Genomic DNA, 22,346 nt, shown 5'->3' with positions numbered 1-22,346 from the left:
GCTTTTTTTAAGGGCCAAAGACGCAAAGGTTCAAAGGAACAAAGTTTAAAACCTTTGTCACTTTGAGCCTTTGTCCCTCAATTACGCAGTAATTGCTAAAGAATTCAAATTAAACTTATACTCTTTTGGACTGCAGTTGAATTTTTGTTTGAAAATTTTAGAGAAATAGCTTCTGCTGGTAAAACCAATGCAGTACACAATTTCTGAAATATTTAAATCTGAAGTTCTGATAAGGATTTCTGCTTTTAAAACTCTCATATGTGTAATGTAATCGTTGACTGTACGATTGTGAATCATTTTGAAACCTTCTTGAAGTTTGTTTGGAGAAAGACCCGATTTTTTACTCAGAGATTTAATAGAAAAAGCTTCCTCTGGATTTGATTTTATAAATTCAGAAAGATCTTTTACTTCTTCTAGTTCTCTTAATGTCAATCCGTTTGCTTCGTTTGCAAAAGCATGTAAATCGTCTGAATGTTGTTGAATTTCCATTGCCAGAATGATTCTCATGATTCCTTCTTTCAATAGATTTCTAACAATTCCGGTTTGTGTAATCGAATTAAGCTGTTCGATTTTCTCCGCAATCTGCAAATTATAAGATCCTATGTAGAAGAAATCTGATATCTGGTTATTTTCAAAAAAAGTATCTTTTACTTGCTGATTCAGAGAATGAGCTCCATTTGTAGCATCAATCTCAGTTCCAACAATAATTAAAGTCAATTTTGTTTTTTTTCCTTTTTCGAAAAATAAAACATTGTCCTGATTCTGTTTTGATGTTACAATAGCAGTCTGAAAAGTTTTTAGTTTTCTCTCCTCTCCATTTAATCCAAAACTGTGTGAAAGATTTCCTTTAGAACAATAAGCAAAATAAATTGGAGATGATTTTATGTTTAGAATGTCCAACCTAACATCTGTCGAAAATGTCATATCAAACTGAACGTATGAGATATTATCATTAAAAGAAGCTCCAATAATTGAACCTTCAGCAAAACTATTTTCTACTTCTAATGTATATTCGTCTAAGTCAAAAGCCACCTTTCCGCCAAAACTAGTTTGAAGTTGATCAAATATATTTTGAGTTTTTTCTGTATTTATAGTAACAATTTTCATGGTTCGCCGGATTTAAAATTATAATTTGCTAAACAGATTATTTCTAGAAATCTGAAACTCAAAGTTCGCTTAAAGACAAACCAAAAATGTTATATAATTTTTTGGTTTTGTTTTATAATTCCTTATAAATGTTTATTTTACCAGTAATCGCAAGTCATTTAATATAATAAGTATGGAAAGTTTTTCTTTTGCTCCTATCAGTTCTCCCACTTCTAAAATTCTGATTTTAGGCACGATGCCTGGAACAAAATCTTTAGAACTCAATCAATATTATGGCCATAATCAGAATAACTTTTGGAAATTTATGTTTCAGATTCTTGGGCAGGAGTTTTCTAATAATTACAAAATACGAAAAAACTTGTTAATAGAAAATAATATCGCGCTCTGGGATGTCTTACAATTTTGCGAACGCATTGGAAGTTTGGATAGCGCCATCAAAAATGAAATCGCAAATGATTTTGAAAATTTCTTAGAAACTCACACCCAAATAGAAAGTATTCTTTTTAACGGACAAAAGGCAGCAGCATTTTTTAAAAAGTATGTTCACTTAACAAAAGAATACAAAACTTTTACTCTTCCTTCAACTAGTCCTGCCAATGCTAGCAAGGCTTTCCAAAACAAATTAGATGAATGGAGCATCATTAAAACCTTATTATAAAAGCCATGATTTTATATAATTAAAATGCAAATATTGGAATCATGTAACTTTTTCCGTTTAAAGTATAACAAAAAACAACTGCTCTCAATCTAATTTTACATCAAAGAAAAGTAAGCCATAGTGAAGATTTGAAAAACGAAATGAAAAGGTTCTTTTCTTATTAAAATTTACAAAGCAAACTGTAAAAAGTTTAGTCTATAAAGAGAACATTGGTTATGTTAGTTTATTTTTGGGAAAAAGCTACTCTATAGAAATATAGAGTAGTTTTGTTTTTATAGGCTACCATTTAAAGTTGAAAAACATGAAAATCCAGACATATTATAATCATATACGGTTTTATACACCGCACCATTTTATATATTATCCTGTTTTAATTTTATTCTTAATTGCAAGCATATACTTAAGCATTACAACAGAAGATCAATTGATATGGGCATTTATAAGCGTAGCTTTTGTATTTCTTTTTGTTCTAGCTTATATGTTACGCCAGCACTATGCATTAACGTTGCAAAACAGAATTGTACGTTTAGAAATGCGTTACCGCTATTTTACCCTTACGGGAAAAAGATTCGAAGAATTTGAATACAAACTTACAGATGATCAAATATTTGCTTTACGCTTTGCACCAGACAACGAATTGATTCCGCTTGTAGAAGATGTTTTAAAAAATAACTTAACTGGCGACGCAATAAAAAAAGCAATTGTACATTGGAAAGCAGATTACCATAGGGTTTAACAATGACAAAATTCAATAACAATGGCAATTACAATATCAAATTTTAATTTTTAATTTTTAATTTTTAATTTTTAATTTTTAATTTTTTTTAATTAATTATTGATTTTTGATATTGTAATTGCCATTGAATTTTGACATTGTCATTGACATTCGAAATTTGTTATTGAACTTTTTTCTTATTGAAAAGGATATAAAACAAAAACAATACAGCACAAACTGCAACAATTACAGTAAAATAAATTACGCTAATATTTGGATGCAGAAAATTAGGTTCGTAAAACAATTTATCTAAAGTTTTAAATTTTTCTACTAAAGCTTTTCTATCAAAAGTATTCCTAATTCCGTTAAGCGATTCATCTTGGTTATCTCTGTAATGATATACATCTTGAGTTAACAGCTTCGGAATTACGTTTGTTTCTATATTATATTTCTTTAAAATCGTGTCTAATTTCTGAAAAGTATACGTTAGAGAATCTTTCTTAGAATTGTACAGCAATTTGTAACGGTCTACAGCTGCCTGATATTTTTGTTTATCAATAGAATCTCCTTGAACGGGACTAAATAGAGAATTATTTTCTATAAAAATACAAATGTCATCATCATGCTCTGGATGCACTTGTACACTCTTAAAAATAATTTTTGTGCTATCTCCAATAATCGTTTTTGAGATAACTCTTTTGTATAATTCTTCTTTATCAAAACCAAGAATATCAAAAATACTGTCTGCTTTATTTGTCGTTTTGTCAAAAGTGCTTGTCAGCGCTTTTATTGTATCAATACTATAATAACTTGTTTCTGTAATAGGATATTCGCCAGGCGAAATAGTATCTTCCTGCTTAATTACAGGATATGGTTTTGGATATAGAATGTTCTCGTAATTGAATAATTTCTCAGAACTGTAAGACGTATATCCATACAAGAACGGATTTAAAACATTCAAGAGTTTTTTATCATTATTAAAATCATTTTCAGACAATTCAGTCTTCAGTTTAGCATTCATTCCGAAACTATAACTAATAAAAAATGAAAAAGTCAAAAATGAAATCAGCAGCAGACAAATAGCAATTTTAAAAAGATTGCTGCCTTTATAGTTTTCTCTCGAATGATTGCGAATCAGAAAAATCAAGAAAATAAGTAAAAACAATCCGCTTACAAAAAAGTGCGAAATCGAAACGTCATCATAAAATTTAAAACGGTAAAATTCAGTATAGACATTAATATTCTTAAGTCCCTTAAAGGTAAAATAACCGTATAAAAAATATGCTAAATGAATTAAGGCTAATACAATGAAAGATTTTATAAAATAACGTTTTAAAGTTTTTGCCATTTTTTTAAAGGTGCTAAGGTTCTGAGATGCTAAGATACTAAGGTTCTAATATACTTAAAATTTATTTTGTCTTTCATAAAAATATATTTAGAAAAGTAAAAAGTATAATAATCTGGGCGTGCCACCATTATAAAAAAAGGGCAAATAATAGCAACCGCTTATTCGCCCTTTTTTTATAATGCTGTCGGGCTGTCCATGCTTCTTCGGCAGCTTATTCCCATCCCTCACGCATCACGTTTTCAAAACAAATTTCCGAAACATTTAGCCATTCAATAAAACAAATCGACAAAGAATTTCCGTATAGACGAATTGCAGTGCGTCTAAAATGCAGGATATCCGTGATCTGCCAATCTTTCGTTAGATGCACTGCAGTGCATCTCTACAAAAAAAACTCAGAACCTCAGAACCTTAGAATCTTAGCATCTTTACTTAGAAATATCAAACCCTTCCTTTACAATTTCGCTTTCAACTTTATCAATCAATTTATTCGTTTTTCCTGTTAATCTTTCTTTTTTCCAATCGCCTTTTGCATATATTGCGACTGTAATTAAAGCTGTTACGACAGAAGAAATTGGGAAGGCCCACCAGATTCCAATTTTACCCAAAGAAGTATTATGAGACAAAATATAAGCCAACGGAAACTGGATTACCCATTGCGAAACCAAGGTTAAAATCATAGGTAATTTGGTATTTCCAACGGCACGAAAAACACCTGTCAAACAAAGCTGTAAACCAAGAAATCCCCAAGAAAGACAAGTGATTCTTAGCAATTCTGTTCCGCCTTCAATAACCGCTTGATCATTTGGAACGAAAAAAGCAATTAAATATGGAGCGAAAATAAAAGCAATAATTCCAAGACCAGTTAATAAACCGAAACCTAAATATGCTCCTAGTTTTGAGATTTCGGCTGCACGATCAACGTTTCCAGCACCAATATTTTGCCCGACAAGAGTGGCAATCGCCATGGACAAACCTAAAGCTGGAATCAAAATCAGCTGAATTAAATTAGAACCTGCACCATAAGAAGCAACTGTCAACGTACCAAAACGAACAATCAAAAACGTAATGGCCATCATACCCAAAGCACGCATCGACTGCTCGATCGAAGATGGAAAACCAATTTCAAAAGCTCTTTTAATATGTTTGTAATCAGGCTTAAAATCGGAAATGCGAAGATGGATTCCGTGTTTTCCTCTAAACAGAATCGCAAAACCTATTATAATCGCCAAAAGCTGTGTGAATAAAGTTGCCAAAGCAGCACCTTTTACGCCCAAAGCCGGAATAAAATTCCATCCATAAATAAACAGGGGATCGAGTGCAAAATTCAAAATAACAGTTCCCAAAACTATATAAACAGGCAATGTCACACGGCCAACACCTCGCATAATCGATTGGAAAATCATAAATCCGAAACTAAAAACCAAACCGACAAACGCAACGCGCATAAAACCTAATGCATCAACATAAACTGTAGGCTCTACCTTTAGCAGATATAAAAAATAGGGACTCAAAATGTATCCAATAATCGACAAGAAAACAGAAACAATAATCACCATCGATAAAGTTTGCGCCGCCACATGATTGACCATTTTCTGATTTCCTGCACCAAAGTATTGCGCAATTAAAATAGAACCCGCAATAGCCAATCCGGTTCCCAAAGCTATGGTTAAAAATATCACAGGCGTACTTATCGAAACTGCCGCAACAGCGTCTCCACCCAAACGCCCTACCCAAAAAGCATCTACCAACTGATACGCGGCTTGTAAAAGATTAGCAATCATAATTGGGACTGCCAATTTTAATAATGAAGAAAGGATTGGTCCTTCTAACAATTCATTTTTTTTCATTTATTTAAAATAATTATTTAAAAAATCAGTTGACATATCAACTTTTAAAGCTTAAAAAAAATTAAAGAATTTCTAATTTGTCTGCGTAAGACCTTACAGCATTCAGCGCTTCGATTCTTTCCTTTGGAGAAAAAACAGACATTACCTCCTCTTCTGCTCTTTTCATCAGAGATCTAATGCTTTTAGCCAAAGTAATTCCTTCATTTGTAAGACTCACAATATTTTTCCGTTTGTCCATTTTGTCTTTTACTACCTCAACAAGATTCTTTTTTTCGAGAGCTGTAATACTTCTCAAAATAGACGATTTGTCACGCATTGTTTTATCTGACAATTCTCTCTGCGAAAGACTTTTATGATGTAGAATCATTAGCAATGGCAACTGCTCTAACTGTAATGTGATTCCTGCTTCACTCATTAACGCATTTGTACGTCTGAAAATTGCCCGCTTTATACGGTGAATCTGAAAGAAGAAACTATCTGATATTTCTTCTTTCCAAAAATTTGAAAAATTGTCTTTATCTGTATGTTTAATTTCCATGAAGCAAAATTACAAAAAAGAGTGACATGTCAACTATTTTTCTATGCAAATTCTTATTTTACTGATATACAATTCATTCTAAAAAATAATTCAGCTTAAAAAACAAAAATGAACGATTATTTTTACTAACTTTAAATGTTAAATATTGCCTAATAAAAACTTAAAAATTACTCTGATGAAACAATTATTTATTTTTTTGGTAATGATGCTCCTTTGGATTCCGCTAAACGCTCAAACTGTTGCTGACAACAGTAAAGACGAAGGCTTAACAATTCTCAAAACTGAAACTGACGACTTTCAAGATAATACTGTAGATGATCTGCCCTGGCACAATAGAAAATTTAAAGTTACTGCTGGAGGATTTTTTCCTGTAAATAATACCCAAGTTAAAGTTGAAGGCAATAACGGAAATATAGGAACCGAAATTGATCTTGAAAATGATTTAGGTTTTTCTAAATCTACTGCTTCATTTTTAGGAACATTTGACTGGCGCATTTCTAAAAGATCCCGATTAGGTTTTGAATATTTTGTACTAGATAGAACTGCAACAAAAACGCTGCAAAGAGATATAAATTTTGGAGACCATACTTATCCAGTAGATGGAAGTGTTCGTGGTACTTTTAATGTTCAGATTATGAGAGTCGCTTATGGATACGCAATTCTTTCTAAACCTAAATATCAAGCTGGTTTATTAATTGGTGCGCATGTACTTTTTGCTGATTTGGGTCTAAAATTAAATGCTAATACGCAAAGCGTAGAATATCATGATAGTTTTAATTTTACTGCTCCATTGCCAGATGTTGGAATTTGGGGAGAATTTGTTCTTGGAAAACGTTGGGGTTTATATGCTAACGTAAATTATCTTGCTGTAAAAATTAATGATACCGATGGCCGAATCATAAGCTACAATTTATCGGTTTTATATAATGTTGTAGACAACTTTAGTCTTACTGCTGGTTATACTGGTTTGAATTTTAGAGTTGATACGGTTCAAGAACGTTTAAACGGCTTCTTAAAATGGGGGTATAATGGGCCAACGATTACAGCGGTCTACACTTTTGGAAAACATGTTAAAGTAACTAAGTAAAGGTGCTGAGATTCTAAGACACTAAGTTTTTTTTAACCGCTAAGGCGCAAAGATTTTTCGCAAAGTTCGCAAAGATTTTTGATGGAATTTTAATCTCGCAAAGACGCGAAGTCGCAAAGTCTTTTATATATACTTTGCGACTTCGCGTCTTTGCGAGAATATTTCGTTTAGCTAAATGAAAACTTAGCGAGCTTTGCGTAATTCTTTGCGCTCTTTGCGTTAAAATTATACTCAAAGTCACTCAAACTTGAAACTTGAAACCTGAAACAAAAAATAAACCCGATAACTCTCCAGCTATCGGGTTTATTGCCAAACTTAAACTTACTTAACTTAACTCAAAATAAAACTTAACTAATATTTATTTTTCGATTGGAGAAAATTTTATTGCTGTTCCTCCTCCAGCTGCTAATTTGATATCTAAAACAGTTTTGCTGTTTACTTTTTGTTTAGAGATTGTAACTGGATACGGATTAGTTTTATAATTTGCTCCTGGTCCATCAGCGTAGATTTCTGCTTCGTATTCTTTATTTTTATCTAAAAATGATAAAGCAACTTTTAAGTCTCTTGCATTTCTATTTGTGATTGATCCTAAATACCAATTTTTCTCATCCCAATCTTTACGGGCAATTGTTGTATATTCTCCAATTTTAGAATCTAAAACTTTAGTATCAGACCAAGTGCACGGAACATCTTTTATGAATTGAAACTCTGGCTTTCCTTCGTAATTTTCAGGTAAATCTGAAGCCATCTGCAACGGACTGAAAATAATAACGTACAACGCCAATTGATTTGCCAAAGTGGTCTGCACTTTTGCTCCAGATGGAGTTTTGTAATCAAAATTGAAGTTTCCTGGAGTATAATCAAATGGTCCTGAAAGCATTCTTGTGAAAGGCAAAGTCGTTAAATGCTCTGGCGTATTTCCTCCATCTACAGACCACGCATTATATTCTTGTCCTCTTCCGCCTTCTTGTGACATAAAGTTTGGATATGTACGCTGTAAACCAGTCCCTTTCATTGGTTCGTGGTTGTCGATCATGATATGATATTTCGCTGCAGTTTCGATTACTTTTCTGTAATGACGTGCTCCGTATTGGCTGTCATGCCATTCTTTCTTATCCAAATATTTGTTTACGTAACCCGTTTTCACCGAATTCACTCCCATTTTCTGGTACAATTTGAATGAATCTTCCAGCTGGTTTTCGTAGTTTTTAGTTGCTCCCGCCGTTTCGTGATGTCCAATTAATCGAACATTTTTCACAGCGGCATATTTAGTTATTTCTTCCAAATTAAAATCTGGATAAGCTTTTACAAAACTAAATGCAGAACCATCAGCAGTCCAGTCGCCGTCCCAGCCTTCGTTCCAGCCTTCTACTAGAACTCCGTCAAAACCATTTTTTGCAGCAAAATCAATATATTCTTTTGTGTTTTTGGTCGTTGCGCCATGTTTTGGACCTTGACCCCAAGTGTATTTTTCTAAATGCATTCCCCACCAAATTCCAATATATTTTGATGGCGTAATCCAAGATAAATCTTCAATTTTTGAAGGCTCATTTAAATTCAGCATAATAGTAGAAGTTGCTACATCTCCTGGAGTTTTACCAACTACAATAGTTCTCCAAGGTGTTTTAAAAGGTGTTTCTGCATATACTTTTACTCCGTCTGCCCACGGCACCAAATCACTTTTGTATTGTTTGTCTGTAGTTTTTAAAAGTGTCATTGAAGCAAAATCAGTCAAGTTAGCTTCGTGAATAGCTACATACAATTTGTTCTTGGTTTCAAAAGTTGCCGGAGTATTAATTGTATCTGTTTTACTCATTAACGTCTTGCGATATTCGCTTTCGTAATAACTGTTTTCACGGTGAACAGGAATCCACCAAACTTCATTATTGTCTTTAAACGTAAACTGCGTTACTTCATTCGAAATTTTGACTTTTCCTAAATGAGGCTGTTTTGGAAATTCATAACGAAATCCTACTCCATCATCAAAAACTCTAAAAATGATATCCACCAAACGCTCTTCTCCTTTTGCTTCTTTTAAGTGAACAATTAGTTCGTTATGATGATCTCTCACTTTTTTGAATTCGCCCCAAGGCTGTTCCCAAGTTTCATCAGCCGATTTTTCTTCTGTCGAAACGACTTCAAAACCATCTGTCATTTTTGCTAAACCTTGAAATTCAAATCCCATCAACGAAGGCTCGATAACCGATTTCCCGTTAGAAGAAAAACTATATTGAGGTTGTCCTGAAGGAGTTAGTTCAAAAGTTAATTCAGAGACTTTTTCTGGAGAACTGATTTTATACGTTTTTTTAGTACTGCAAGCCATAACCAGCATTGATGCTAAAGCCACCAGACAGTATCTATATTTTCTGTTTTTCATTATTTAAATTGTATTAATTACAGCTCTATTTTATTTCGCTTATTATTTGTTTTGCTTTTGCTGGCTGCATCGAAACAAAATAATTAAACGCTTGGTCAAGTTTTTTCTGGATTTCGACATTTCCTTTTTTCTGTACGCGTAAATCATACAATTTGCTGATATCTGGAAATACACTTTCTGTATTTTTTACTCCAGAAAAAGTTTTGATTTTTTCGATAAAAGAATATCCAAATTCTACTGTTGGTTCGATCATGGTTCCTTCGCCGAAATCATTCCACGTAATCAGCTGCAGGTAATTTACATTGGCATTTTTTGCCAAAGTCAAAGTTTCGTCAAGTGTTGCTCCGTTATTATGTTCGATAGTCCATCCAATAGCTGCCCCTCCTCCGCCTGCGGCATAAAAATCTTTAAAACCAGGATATGCGCTACCCATTGCAACTCCTAGTTTTGGTTTGGTATTAGTGTAGAAATTTGTTAGATAACTGTTGTCTTTATACACCCAAGCATATTCACCAGAAGCATTTTCTCCTGCCATTGAAGAGTGATCCCAAAGTGTCAAGAAAGTGGGTTTTGCTGTTAAAGTATTAAAGACATTTGTCCATTCAGCTGGGGTTTGTAGAACAATTGGTCCAAAATTCATTAACAGCGGTTTACCATTAATTTTAATATAATTAGCATCAGAAAAATAATTCTTTTCTACGTAAGCCAAATCTGTTTTTGCTGCACCGGTTACCGAAATTGCTTTTCCAGCATTGACAACATTCGTCAGAAATCGGTCTTCGTATACAATGGCATATTCTAAACCTACTTTGTCCAACATTTCAATTAGCTGATCTGTATTTTCTTTAATCATTCCGTAATCGTTAACATCGTAAGTGCCGTACCAATCTATCAGAATTCCATCAATTCCTGAATATTTCATCAACAATAAATGATTTTCGATCACGTTTTTATCGCCTGAATGATAAGGTCCAATCAGCGGATAATAGTACGATGCAATTTCTCTTCGTCCGTTTGCTCCTACGTTGTTCGGATTTTTGTTTGCCATTGTCCAATGATATCCCCATTTTTTATCGGCACTACTCTCATTGGTTTCAAACCATGGCATATAGTGCATATAAATTTTGGTGCTATTGGTTTTCTCAATCGCAACAGGTGCTGTTTTCTCTGGTTCTACCGGTTTGTCTGAACCTTTGTCATCGCTGCTGCAACCAGCAACCATCACAATACTCATCAATCCAAAAACCAACGATGTAATATATTTTTTCATATTGATGTACTGTTTGTTATTTTTATGTTTGCCACAGATTAAAAGATTAAAAAGGATTATTAATCTGTGAAAATCCTTTAATCTGTGGCTAAATAAAGCCTCGCAGATAATCATTTTAAAAACATGTCAGCCTTCCACGACTAACCAACATGGAAGACTGACATTTTAATAACCTAATACCCAGGATTCTGTTTTAGGTTTTTGTTTGTGGTTAAAACTGTACTCGGAATTGGGAAAATTGCTCTGTATTTTTCCGTCGTGCCTTTTGACCACCATGGCTGGAAGAATGTTCCAAAACGAATATTATCTGTTCTTCTTCTTCCTTCAAATGTGAATTCTTTCAGCAATTCTTGATCAATAAATTTAAGATCAATTGTTGCTGGCAATTCCTCACCTGCACGAGATGCTACTTGCTGTACAAATGGTCTTGCTAAATCTGGTGAACCCAAACGAACGTAACATTCTGCTTGCATCATTAAGATTTCTGCATAACGAATTAATACAAAATCATGATCACGTTCCCATTGCTCTCCCGCTTTCATTTCGTATTTATGTAAACGAACACCTTCATTCTCTTTTGCATCTTCTAAGCTTGTTAGGTTCTCTGTATATGTTAATGGTTCTCCGTTGTCCATCATGATTACAGATCCTGTAGCAAGATTGATCTGATCGCCTTCCAACATACATTTCTTTCTTTTGTCTGTATCAGCAAAAGAAGAATAAACTCCTGGCTGCGCGCACATTCCGTTTGCACTCCAAGGATAATTGTTTGGAATTGCAGAAATTGCTAATTTTTGATTGTAATGACAAGACATTGAATTCATGTAGTTTCCAAGTGTCCCCGCTTTTGAATCGTAAGGAATCGCAAAAATAATTTCTGGCGAAGTCTGATTCTCTGTCACAAAATTCGAAAAGAAATCTGGCGTTAAACTATATCCTGTAACCTTTTGGCACATATTGATACAGTCTTGCCAACGAGGCTGGCCGATAAACGCTTCTGAATTAAGATACAATCTAGCCAAAATAGAATACGCAACATTTCTAGTCATTTTAGAATACACCACATTTGGATTTAAATGCGGAAGAGCGTCTGTCAATTCTTTTTCAACAAAATCATAAACTTCTTTTCTTGTTGAATTGCTTGGAAGAGATGTATCTTCAAAATTGGTTACAATTGGCACATTTCCGAACAAATCTAACAGATTATAATAGTAATAGGCTCTAAGTGCTTTCAATTCGGCATAAATCGGTTCTTTTGCTTTATCACTAAGTGATGATTTATTAATCTGATAAATAATTGAATTGATCTTAGCAACTCCAGTATAATTGTAACGCCAAGCAGTTAGAATCATTCTGTTGTCTGCTTTCCAAGTATGCTTTTGCGCATCTTGATATTGTCCACCATCGTACCAGTTTGTACCTCTTGTCGGAATTGTAGCTTCGTCTGAAACGACTTCACTCAAAAAGAAAACATATTCGGATGTTGGGTAATTATTTGAGATATCATCTTTGAATCCTCTCAATGAAGAGTATGCTCCACCTACCAGCGCATCAACTTCTTTGGTTGTATTTCCGAAATTTCCATCTTCTACCTGATCATACAGCTGCTCGTTCAAATCAGTACATGATACCGTAAAAAGCATGCTTAAAAGTATGGCTGCTGTTATTTTGATTTTCATTGTTAATATTTTATGGTTATCAATTCGCTTAGTTATTCAGCGTAAAATTTAATCCAACAGAAATTGTAGTTGGTCTAGGATAATTGTTATATCTGTCAATTCCAGGAGCTGCCAAACCAGTTTGATCCATAACTCCAGTCTGATTAATTCCGTCCTGAGCATTTAAACCAATCTCCGGATCTACACCTTTATAACCAGTAATTACAAATAGGTTTTCTCCCATTACATACATTCTAACTTTCGATTTTTTGTATTTTAATGGTAAAGTATAACCAAAAGTTAGGGTCTGAAGTCTGAAGAAAGAAGCATCTTCGATCCAGTAATCAGAATACTTAGGAGCAGAAGTAATACCGCTGCTTAAAAAAGAATCTGGCACATTAAAAGCTGGTAATCTGTTCGGGTCATTTAACATCATGTTTGTTGCGTTTAAAGCCTTTTGTCCAAACATTCCGTATCCTGAAAGTCCAAGATCAAAATTTCCGTAAGTAAAATTCATTCCGATACCTAATGTCAAATCTGGCTGAATGTTCCCTAAATCAGTTTTGTCAGCATCAACCAAAGCGCTTTCGTCTACTACTTGTCCTGCTGCATTATAATACTGAATTTTTCCAGTAGGATCTAAACCAGCATTTTTGAATCCCCAGAAAGTTCCAACGGGATATCCTTCGGCAATAATTTGAGAATATTGTCCAGACATACCTGCTAAGCCATGAAGAGATCCGCTGTAGATAACATCTGTTTTATAAGTTGGGTTAGAAAGTTTTTCGATTTTCTGAACGTTATGTCCAAGAGTCAAATTTGCATTCCAATTGAATTTATCTCCTCTGATGATATCTGCATTCAAAGTTAACTCTACTCCTTTGTTTGACATTTCACCAACGTTTGCCAACATTGTTCCCACTAAATATGGAGGCTGAGGCACTTCGTAAGTGTATAATAAATCTCTTGTTGTTTTAGAATACCATTCAAAAGATCCTGTAATTCTGTTGAAAAGACCAAAATCAAAACCAATGTTCACTTGTTCTGTAGATTCCCATTTTAAATCAGGATTTGGATTTTGTTTTGGAGAATAAGCCAAGCTCCAAGTTTTAGTAACTGGATCATAGTAACTGTCACTTCCAACTCCTAAAATAGAAAGCGATTTGTACTCACCGATTCCATCTTGGTTACCTGTAATCCCCCAACCTACTCTTAGTTTTAAGTTGTCCAACCATCCTTTTGAAGATTCCATAAATTCTTCGTTAGAAACTCTCCACGCAGCAGAAGCAGATGGAAAAGTTCCCCATTTATTATTTTCTCCAAAACGGCTAGATCCGTCACGTCTTACAGTCGCTGTCAATAAATATTTACCATCGTAACCATAGTTAGCACGAGCATAAAAAGAAACTAGATTTGATTTTCCTTTATATGAATACACATCATTTAAACGATAATTGTAACCAGCTCCTAAATTATTATAGCTGAAAGCATCTGTTACAAATCCGCCTCTTTGCGCTCCAAAACCTTCGTAAATATTTTCAAGGTAAGAATAACCAGCCAAAGCGCTAATGTTATGCTTGTCAATAACTTTGCTGTAGTTTACATAAAGTTCTCCTTGTGCATTTGTATATTCGGCATAAGTTCTTTGTGCAAAACCGCCTTCAGTCTGCCCTTCCATAACCGCGTAAGACGGTTTGTAAGTTCCTCCTTTTACAGCATTGTGCTCTAACGAAATATTTGCTGTAGCTGTAAAATCTTTTAAGAATTTCACATCTGTTTTAAAATAACCTAAAAGCCTGTGTCTTTCGTTGTCAAAAGTTCTGTTTGTTAAAATCTCAACTGGGTTATCATAAATATTTCCTGTTACCAAACTAAAATTTCCATTTGCATCATATACTGGAATTGTCGGATTTAAGTTGTAAGCTCTTTCAAAAATTCTGTAATCAATTGGGTGCCATTTGTCAATATTTGCAAATAATCCCATATCAAATTTCACTTCTTTGTTGTCTCCTAAAAATTGGTAGGCGCTAACATTACCGCTTAATCTTTCTAAACCAGATTTTTTAATAACTCCTTCATTGTTTAAGTATGAAAGTGATGTTCTGAAACCGCTGTCTGCTTTACCTGAATTAATGCTTAAAGTATGCGACTGAGAAATAGCTGTCTGCTCAATTGCTTTTTGCCAGTTTGTATTTGCTCCATAATCTACTGCGTCTGCAATTTGATTCTGGCGAACATATCCTCTCCATTGATTTGCCGATAATAAATCTAAGTTATCATTTACATAGCCTATCCCAGTTTGTCCGTTGTATACAACAGAAACCCCTTTTGTTCCAGATTTTGTGGTAATCATAATTACCCCGTTTGCTCCACGAGAACCATAAATTGCTGTTGCCGAAGCATCTTTAAGAACATCAACCGATTTAATATCTGAAGGCTGAACCACGTTAATATCAACACCAGCAATTCCATCCACAACGATCAACGGACTGTTGCTAGCTGTTAGAGAAGTTCCTCCACGAAGACGGATTGTCGAACCCGCAGCAGGATCTCCAGAAGGACGAATAATATTTAATCCCGCTACTTTACCTTGCAAAACCTGCTCCGTAGAACCGATAGTTCCTTTTACTAAATCATCTGCTCCAACTGTAGAAATGGCTCCAGTTAAATCTGATTTTTTCACTTTTCCGTAACCTACAGAAACTACTTGAACTTCGGCTAAAGTATATCCGTCATTTTGCAAACGTACCTCAAGATTAGAAGTACTTCCTGTAATTTGGATTTTTTGTGTGGTTGATCCGATAAACGAAACTTCGATTGCACCTCCTACGGCTACCTGAAGGCTAAATTTACCATCAAAATCTGTTGTAGTTCCGTTTTTTGTTCCTACTTCAATGATAGAAGCTCCTGGCAATACCGTACCTGTATTGTCATAAACGGTTCCTGAGATTTGTTTTTTCGTCTGCGCGAAAGTGCTGGCAGAAAGAAAAAGCATAAAAATCATCAATACCGCTCCTTTAGCAGTCCACATTTGATGCAGGACGCTTTTTGTATTTTTACTATTCATTAGAATTGGTGTTTTAATTTAATAGTGATTATTTATCTAAAGTTTTAAGCGGAATCGTCGTATCCGAAATCGTTTTGTCTTTATTGTCTTTTACCAAAACGTGGATTTCGCTTAAACTTGGAATTCCGTTTAACTCCGAAACTAAATTGACAAAACCTTTAATTTCTGCAGTACCTCCAGTAAACTCACCAGAAATTGTTTTTGGTCCAGCTGTAATAGTGTAAATCAATTTATTTACACCTGCCTCATTGTTTTTTCTTGACATTCCAAGAAAATCTTTTTGGCTGATTTGCGATGGAAAGAAAGCAAAACTTGGTGGCGGCGGCGGAATAAATTCTCCTGCGTAAATAACCTGATCACCAGAATTTGCTGTCCAATTCTCTGCTACCATTAGGAAATTTATCTTTTCCATTACAAAATCATCTGGAGCATTGAAGTACTGCTTAGGAACAAAATCCATTTTATAAAAACCATTGCCTAGATCTTTCAATTTTGTTTTTTCGGCAATTTCTGGTTTTGCAGCTTCATACATTTGCTGAATAGCCCAGTCATTTAAACCACCATGCATGTGTACGCTTGGAGTTCCCGCAAATGCAGGATTAAGATTTGCATTAAACAAAATACTTACCGGTTTATCAATTAATGGTTTTGTTGGATATGATCTAAATAATTCACCAGAAGTATAGAAAGATGAAAAATCAGTATAAGGCACATTGGCAACATCACTTTGTTTAGATCCGTTTTTGTTTTTCAAACGAAACCAGAATCCATCACTCTTAGCTATTTGATCTGGAGTTTTAGAAAAATAAAGAGTGGGAGTTAAAGTAAAACTCCAGATTTTGTTTCCTTCGTATTTTAGTTTTGCAAAGTCAGAAGAATTTTCCCAGTGTCCAGCATCTGGTTCAGATGGAGACCAAATCCAGATGTACAAATCTTCTGTTTCAGCAAATGTCGACGCCGACATATCAAAATACCATGTAACTTGTTCATCATATTTGTAAACAACAGGAAATGATGATATTGGCCCTACAGCTCCAGCGGCTTCTTGTGCCTGAATAAAATTAGGAGCCATCAACAAGGCAAGTAAAATTGTATATATAAACTTTTTCATATTACTTTTTAATTAATAGCATTTAATTTAAACACATAAGACACAAAATCTACACCTCCAGAAGCATGCGTCAATTGAATCTGCATTTCTTTGGTTTTACCCGGAACTCCAACCAATCTCAATTCATCAGTTTTCTGAGTTTTTTGCGCATCACTATACAAATAGATTTTTGTTCCAACACCGTTGGTCTGCTGAAATTCTGAGCTTAATGTCCAATACCCTTTAGGAGCAAATAATGGAGGGACATTTCCAGTTACTTCATAACTTGTAGGATTGTTTTTTTCATCTACGTTAAATTTGATTTTAAAATCTTCGTAGTTAAAATAAGTACTCAAGTTTTCTTCGTTTGGTTCGATCTTATTTGCTTTCGCAACTTCATCAACCATTTTCAGATTTGTTAATCCCCAATTTCCGTTTACTTTTTCATAAAGGGTAATCGGTTCTACGTAGCTTCCGTCATCTGTGTTATCGCATCCGATCGCAAAAAAACACATCATAAAAGCTAGCCAATAAAGACTTTTACATTTCATAAATTTTTGGTTTTTGTTAGTTTGTTATCCCCTTCAAAAGGATACAGCGAAACTAGCCGTTAAATAAATCCTAAAAAAAAAATCTGATAAAAATCAAGATGAAATTTAAAGAATAAAAAATATAAACAATTAACTATCAGTTGTTTACATTTTTACAATTGAGCTAAAAATCAAGACGCTGTTTAGATGAAAAGTAGACATTTTTTAATGGTAAAAATGACAATATGTAAAATATTCACTATATTTTTTTCACTATGCATATATATAACCACTTTTTATTGTATAATTGCAAATAAATTACCTGTTTTTAACACTTATAGCTTATTTTCACTCTGAAAATCCCCTTTAAAGGCTATCATATTAAACATTTTACAAAATTCTAGAAAAACAGGTTTAGCTTAATCTCAAACTTATTCTTAATTTTAAAACGAATTAACTAACTATATCTATCAACCAACTTTTCCCTAAACCAAAACAAAATCATGCAAAGAATATTGATGCTGCTTTTCTTCCTGGCAGGTTTTTCTCTTACTGCGAAAGAGACAAATCCTTATTTGGAAGAATTAGATCAGGTACTCTTGAAAAAAGAGATTTATCTGAAACAGAAATATCGAAAAATCGAATCTTTAAAGAAAAATGTATCGAAGTTTACCCTTAACCAGAATAACGAAGAGTTGTATAACTGTTACATGGCATTATTTGACGAATACAAATCTTTTAAATACGACTCGGCTTATTATTATTTAGAGCAATCTAAAATCAAAGCAAAAATTTTAAAAGATCCAAAGTATTTATCTAAAAGCCGAATAAAAGAAGGTTTTGTGCTTTTGTCTTCTGGACTTTTTAAAGAAGCCATTGATACACTAAATGTGATTGACGATACCAAACTGGATCTCAAAAACAAGTTTGAATATTACAACATCAAAGCCCGAGCTTACTATGATTTAGCCGATTATAACCGTGATCAGCGTTTTAATATTCATTATGTACAGCAGGGAAACCATTTCTTGAAGAAAGCTTTAGAATTAATCGGAACCAATACCAATGAATATTGGGCAGCAGAAAGTTTGAAACGCCTTAAACAGCAAGACTGGCGAGGCGCTGAATTTGCGTTCAGTTATTGGATTAACAACTACAATCTTCCTCCCGATTATTACGGAATCGCAACTTCGAGTCTCGGTTATATTTATTCTGAAAGAGGTTATACTAAAAAAGCCATTCAATATTTGGCTCTTGCTGCAATTGCCGATGTTAAAAATGCTACAAAAGAAACTGTCGCACTTCGAAATTTAGCCAATGAACTCTTTAAAATGGGTTATTTGGATAAAGCCAACGAATACATCAACATCGCAATGGATGATGCGACATTTTATAATGCAAGACACCGAAAAATTGAGATTTCGTCGATTCTTCCAATTATAGAAAAAGCGCAATTGAATAATGTAAAAGATAAGAATGATAAACTGGAGAAGATTATTATTCTTTTGACGATCTTAACAGTTATCATTTTTGTTTTCCTCGGCATCATTTTCAAACAATTAAAGGAAAAGAATAAAGCGAGAAAAATCATGGCCGATTCTTATTTGCAATTGCAGGAAATGAATGTGAGTTTGAGTGAAGCCAATGCAATTAAAGAAGAATATATTACCTATTTTATCAAAGCGACTTCGGCTTTCATTAATAAAATTGATCACATTCAGAAAAGTACGCTGCATAAAATCATTACCAAAAAAACAGATGAAGTTATTGCGAGCTTAAAGCGTTATAATGTAAAGGAAGAACGTGAAAATCTGTTTCATCAGTTCGATGAAATCTTCTTGAAACTGTTTCCGACATTCGTAACCGATTTCAATAATTTGTTTCCAAACGATCATAAATGTATTGTCAAAAAAGGCGAACTTCTAAATACGGAATTACGAATTTTTGCTCTTTATAGATTAGGGATTCAAGACAGCAGTCAGATGGCAGAATTTCTGGAACTTTCTGTAGCTACTATTTATACCTACAAAACGAGAATTAAAAGCAAATCTGATTTTAAAGATACTTTTGAGCAAAAAATTATGGAGATAAAGACAATCTAAGTTGCTAAGGTTCTAAGATGCTAAGTTTTTTTTAGCCACGAATTCACGAATTTTCTTTTTTTATCAATTCGCGTAATTATCGTCCATAAATTTCACGTATCATTTCAAATAAAATTCGCGAATTCGTGGCGGAAAAAAAATTATTCGGCAGATTCTAGCTGCAAAATGGTATTTTGATAAATCTTACTTAGCGAAAATAACTGCTCAGCGAAAATCATAACTGCAATCGGAACAAAGAAAAATGCGATTAAATCTTCTTCGTATAAAAAGTAAGTCGAAATCATCGCCAAACGAGTATATTCTAAATAATAAATCCATTTTCGCTGTTCTAATAAAGCACCGCAATTGATCAAAGTAATTATTACCAAAGAAAGCACGAACACCTTATCATACAATTCTAAATAATCAAAATAATACGTAAAAACAGTTAAAATAAGCGTGCAGATTCCTAATTGTATATAAAGATAGTTTTTAAATCGAAGCCTCTGGTTTGGAGCTGCTTTATCTTGCAAAAAGCGTTTTTCGAGAATCGGACGAATATCCTGATCCATATCGGCTGGACTACCGAAGACAGCATTCCATCTCGCTTTGAATCCGCTGGAACGTTTCCATAATTCGTAGATTTCGAAATAATAGTGAAAATGCTGCCACAAGAAACTGTAGCTTTTTAATGGATGCGTTAATCCGTATTTTGGTTTTTCTTCTTCAGTCTGGAAAGTTCCAAAAAGACGATCCCAAAAAGTGAACATATCGCCATAGTTTTTATCCAGATATTTTTCGTCAGAGGCGTGATGCACTCCGTGAACAGAAGGCGTTACAAAAACATATTCCAACCATTTTATTTTTCCGATGAGCTGTGTATGGGTAAAGAAAGAATAAGCCCCATGAACAATCAGCATGGTTATAACCATACTTGGATGAAAACCAATAAAAGGCAAAACACACCAAAATCCAGTTCTAATTATAGCTTGAAAAGTCGTAATTCTGGCTGCCGCTGTAAAATTAAATTCTTCGCTATGATGATGCACAATATGTGCTGCCCAGAAAAAATTAACTTCATGTCCTAATCGATGGTACCAGTACCAAACGAAATCTGTAGCAAGAATCAGTGCAAACCAAACTAAAGCATTACTCGGAATATCAAATATTCTATAATCGTCATAAATCAAATAATACAACTGATAAAAGCTGGCCGCAACAAATAGGTTAATCAAACGCTCTGCAATTCCGATTGAGATATTGGAGACGGAACTTTCATAGTTAAAAATTTCAGGCTTTTTTCTGCGTTGAGCAAGCTTATATTCTAAAAATAAAAAAAGAAAAAAGGCCGGCATAGCAAATGCTAGAAAATTAATATTTTTCATTTAATATGATACTTTTCGATTCTAAAAATTATAATTAATAGTTCAAACGAAAAAGACATTTCCATCAATTCCGTTTTTAGCAGACAAAAAACGCAATCAACGAAAATGATCTTTTACGAAGTAAACCTGATTTTAATTTTGCTTAAATAAAGGAGCTTCCAAAGCCACTTCTTTAACCGATTGTGTTTCGGCTACTTTTTTCAAAGCAATTATATAAGCCGCAATTCGAGGCGTTACATTGTGTTTTGCTGCAACTCTAAAAACAGTATCAAAACCTTTCTCTAAAATATCCTCCAAACGGGTATTAATCTGGTGGATTCTCCAAGACTCCAAAAGCGAATTCTGAAGCCATTCGAAGTAAGAAACTGTAACTCCGCCCGCATTTGCTAAAATATCAGGAACAACTAATATATTTTTATCATGTAAAATTTGATCCGCATCTGAAGCAACTGGTCCATTGGCGCCTTCAACAATAATTCTGGCTTGAATATCACCTGCATTTTTCTGAGTAATTACATCTTCTTTTGCAGCAGGAATTAAAACATCAACATCTAAAAGCAGTAAATCTTCATGTTTAATAGCAACTGAATTTGGGTAGCCTTTTATGGTTTTGTTATTCAGATTGTAATATAAAATCAGTTCTGGAATATTAATACCATTCGGATTGTAAAATGCTTCTGAAACATCACTTACCGCAACAATTTTCACTCCTTTTTCATGCAAGAATAAAGCAGAATGCAAACCAACATTTCCAAATCCTTGAATTGCAGCCGTAGCTCTTGCAGGTCTAATTTTTAATTTTTGAAGTGCCAAAATTGTAATAATGCTTACTCCTCTACCTGTCGCTTCTACTCTGCCTAAAGATCCTCCCGAATGAAGATGTTTTCCTGTTACCACTGCATGAATTGGTCTTCCGTGCAATAACGAAAATTCATCCATTAACCAACCCATTTCATCTGGACCAGTTCCCATATCTGGAGCAGGAACATCTTTTTCTGGTCCAAAAATATCAGACAAAGCTTTTGTGTATGCTCTTGTAATTTTTTCTAATTCAGTTTTAGAATGGTTTCTTGGATCGCAAATAATGCCGCCTTTTGCCCCACCAAAGGGAATTCCAGTTACAGCAGATTTCCAGGTCATCCAGGCGGCAAGTGCTTTTACTTCGTCCAAATTTACAGCGGTGTCATAACGAATTCCGCCTTTTGAAGGTCCTAAAGCAGTGTTGTGAATTACACGGTATCCTTCAAAGTTTTGAACGTTTCCATTATCTAAAGTAATAGAAAAGTTTACCGTAATTTGTTTTTCAGGGCGCTGTAGTTTTTGTTTAATTGAATCATCTAAATTCAAAATATCTGCAGCGATATTAAAGCGATCAATCATAGATTGAAAGGGATTGTGTTTTATAATTTCTGAGCTCATAATATATAGTTTTAGGTTTGGGTTATTTTTTATATTTATCAATCTTCTCTCTGAAGATCTTATCTATTGTATGCTGTCCATTAGTTGCAACACGGAATCTTGATTAGGCAGCGGCGCATCAAAATTTTCATATTTCTGTTGGTTCTCATATCTTGATTTTTTAACGATT

Annotated in this window: 16 protein-coding genes; 4 read left to right on the top strand and 12 right to left on the bottom strand. The window is 33.9% G+C overall.

Going from position 1 to position 22,346, the window contains the following annotated elements; all coding sequences use genetic code 11:
* Nucleotides 1-81: 81 nt before the first annotated feature.
* Nucleotides 82-1,107, bottom strand: coding sequence for a helix-turn-helix domain-containing protein (locus DMB71_RS13805; protein ID WP_111367025.1), 1,026 nt, complete (start codon nt 1,105-1,107; stop codon nt 82-84).
* Nucleotides 1,108-1,279: 172 nt separating this feature from the next.
* On the opposite strand from DMB71_RS13805, the gene DMB71_RS13800 reads away from it, so the two are divergent.
* On the top strand, nt 1,280-1,765 hold the full coding sequence (locus DMB71_RS13800) for a DNA-deoxyinosine glycosylase (protein WP_111367023.1): 486 nt from the start codon (nt 1,280-1,282) through the stop codon (nt 1,763-1,765).
* A 301-nt stretch (nt 1,766-2,066) separates the two neighbouring features.
* Entirely contained in the window at nt 2,067-2,501 is a 435-nt protein-coding gene (locus DMB71_RS13795; RefSeq protein ID WP_111367022.1) for a DUF6526 family protein, read from the top strand.
* Between the two features lie 160 nt (nt 2,502-2,661).
* Here DMB71_RS13795 and DMB71_RS13790 read toward each other — a convergent pair whose 3' ends face one another.
* From DMB71_RS13790 to DMB71_RS13780, 3 genes are all read right to left on the bottom strand, one after another.
* On the bottom strand, nt 2,662-3,828 hold the full coding sequence (locus tag DMB71_RS13790; protein ID WP_111367020.1) for a hypothetical protein: 1,167 nt from the start codon (nt 3,826-3,828) through the stop codon (nt 2,662-2,664).
* 425 nt (nt 3,829-4,253) lie between these two features.
* A complete protein-coding gene (locus DMB71_RS13785; RefSeq protein WP_111367018.1) occupies nt 4,254-5,675 on the bottom strand; it encodes an MATE family efflux transporter in 1,422 nt (473 codons plus the stop codon).
* A gap of 61 nt (nt 5,676-5,736) precedes the next feature.
* Nucleotides 5,737-6,213, bottom strand: coding sequence for a MarR family winged helix-turn-helix transcriptional regulator (locus tag DMB71_RS13780; protein ID WP_111367016.1), 477 nt, complete (start codon nt 6,211-6,213; stop codon nt 5,737-5,739).
* A 175-nt stretch (nt 6,214-6,388) separates the two neighbouring features.
* Between DMB71_RS13780 and DMB71_RS13775 the strand changes: the two genes are divergently transcribed.
* Nucleotides 6,389-7,300, top strand: coding sequence for a hypothetical protein (locus DMB71_RS13775; protein WP_111367015.1), 912 nt, complete (start codon nt 6,389-6,391; stop codon nt 7,298-7,300).
* Between the two features lie 358 nt (nt 7,301-7,658).
* Here DMB71_RS13775 and DMB71_RS13770 read toward each other — a convergent pair whose 3' ends face one another.
* From DMB71_RS13770 to DMB71_RS13745, 6 genes are all read right to left on the bottom strand, one after another.
* A complete protein-coding gene (locus tag DMB71_RS13770) occupies nt 7,659-9,677 on the bottom strand; it encodes a glycoside hydrolase family 97 protein (RefSeq protein ID WP_111367013.1) in 2,019 nt (672 codons plus the stop codon).
* 25 nt (nt 9,678-9,702) lie between these two features.
* A complete protein-coding gene (locus DMB71_RS13765) occupies nt 9,703-10,947 on the bottom strand; it encodes a glycoside hydrolase family 71/99-like protein (RefSeq protein WP_111367411.1) in 1,245 nt (414 codons plus the stop codon).
* A 173-nt stretch (nt 10,948-11,120) separates the two neighbouring features.
* Nucleotides 11,121-12,626: a RagB/SusD family nutrient uptake outer membrane protein gene (locus tag DMB71_RS13760; protein WP_111367012.1), complete on the bottom strand. Its 1,506-nt coding sequence runs from the start codon at nt 12,624-12,626 to the stop codon at nt 11,121-11,123.
* A gap of 28 nt (nt 12,627-12,654) precedes the next feature.
* Nucleotides 12,655-15,672: a SusC/RagA family TonB-linked outer membrane protein gene (locus DMB71_RS13755; protein ID WP_239452973.1), complete on the bottom strand. Its 3,018-nt coding sequence runs from the start codon at nt 15,670-15,672 to the stop codon at nt 12,655-12,657.
* 28 nt (nt 15,673-15,700) lie between these two features.
* Complete coding sequence (locus tag DMB71_RS13750) at nt 15,701-16,783, bottom strand: hypothetical protein (protein WP_111367008.1); 1,083 nt, start codon at nt 16,781-16,783, stop codon at nt 15,701-15,703.
* 8 nt (nt 16,784-16,791) lie between these two features.
* A complete protein-coding gene (locus DMB71_RS13745) occupies nt 16,792-17,313 on the bottom strand; it encodes a DUF5004 domain-containing protein (RefSeq protein ID WP_111367007.1) in 522 nt (173 codons plus the stop codon).
* A 482-nt stretch (nt 17,314-17,795) separates the two neighbouring features.
* Between DMB71_RS13745 and DMB71_RS13740 the strand changes: the two genes are divergently transcribed.
* Nucleotides 17,796-19,394 carry a DUF6377 domain-containing protein gene (locus tag DMB71_RS13740; protein WP_111367005.1) on the top strand — a complete coding sequence of 533 codons (1,599 nt, stop codon included), beginning with the start codon at nt 17,796-17,798 and terminating at the stop codon, nt 19,392-19,394.
* Between the two features lie 140 nt (nt 19,395-19,534).
* On the opposite strand, the gene DMB71_RS13735 is transcribed toward DMB71_RS13740, so the two are convergent.
* Together DMB71_RS13735 and DMB71_RS13730 are read right to left on the bottom strand one after the other, a co-directional pair.
* Nucleotides 19,535-20,758, bottom strand: a complete 1,224-nt coding sequence (locus DMB71_RS13735) for a sterol desaturase family protein (RefSeq protein ID WP_111367003.1) — start codon at nt 20,756-20,758, stop codon at nt 19,535-19,537.
* 132 nt (nt 20,759-20,890) lie between these two features.
* Entirely contained in the window at nt 20,891-22,177 is a 1,287-nt protein-coding gene (locus tag DMB71_RS13730; RefSeq protein WP_204251793.1) for a Glu/Leu/Phe/Val family dehydrogenase, read from the bottom strand.
* Nucleotides 22,178-22,346 lie beyond the last annotated feature (169 nt).

The sequence above is a fragment of the Flavobacterium tistrianum genome (genome assembly GCF_003254545.1).
GTDB lineage: Bacteria > Bacteroidota > Bacteroidia > Flavobacteriales > Flavobacteriaceae > Flavobacterium > Flavobacterium tistrianum.
Note: the sequence above shows the minus strand (reverse complement) of the source record. Positions and strands in the feature narration are given on the sequence as shown.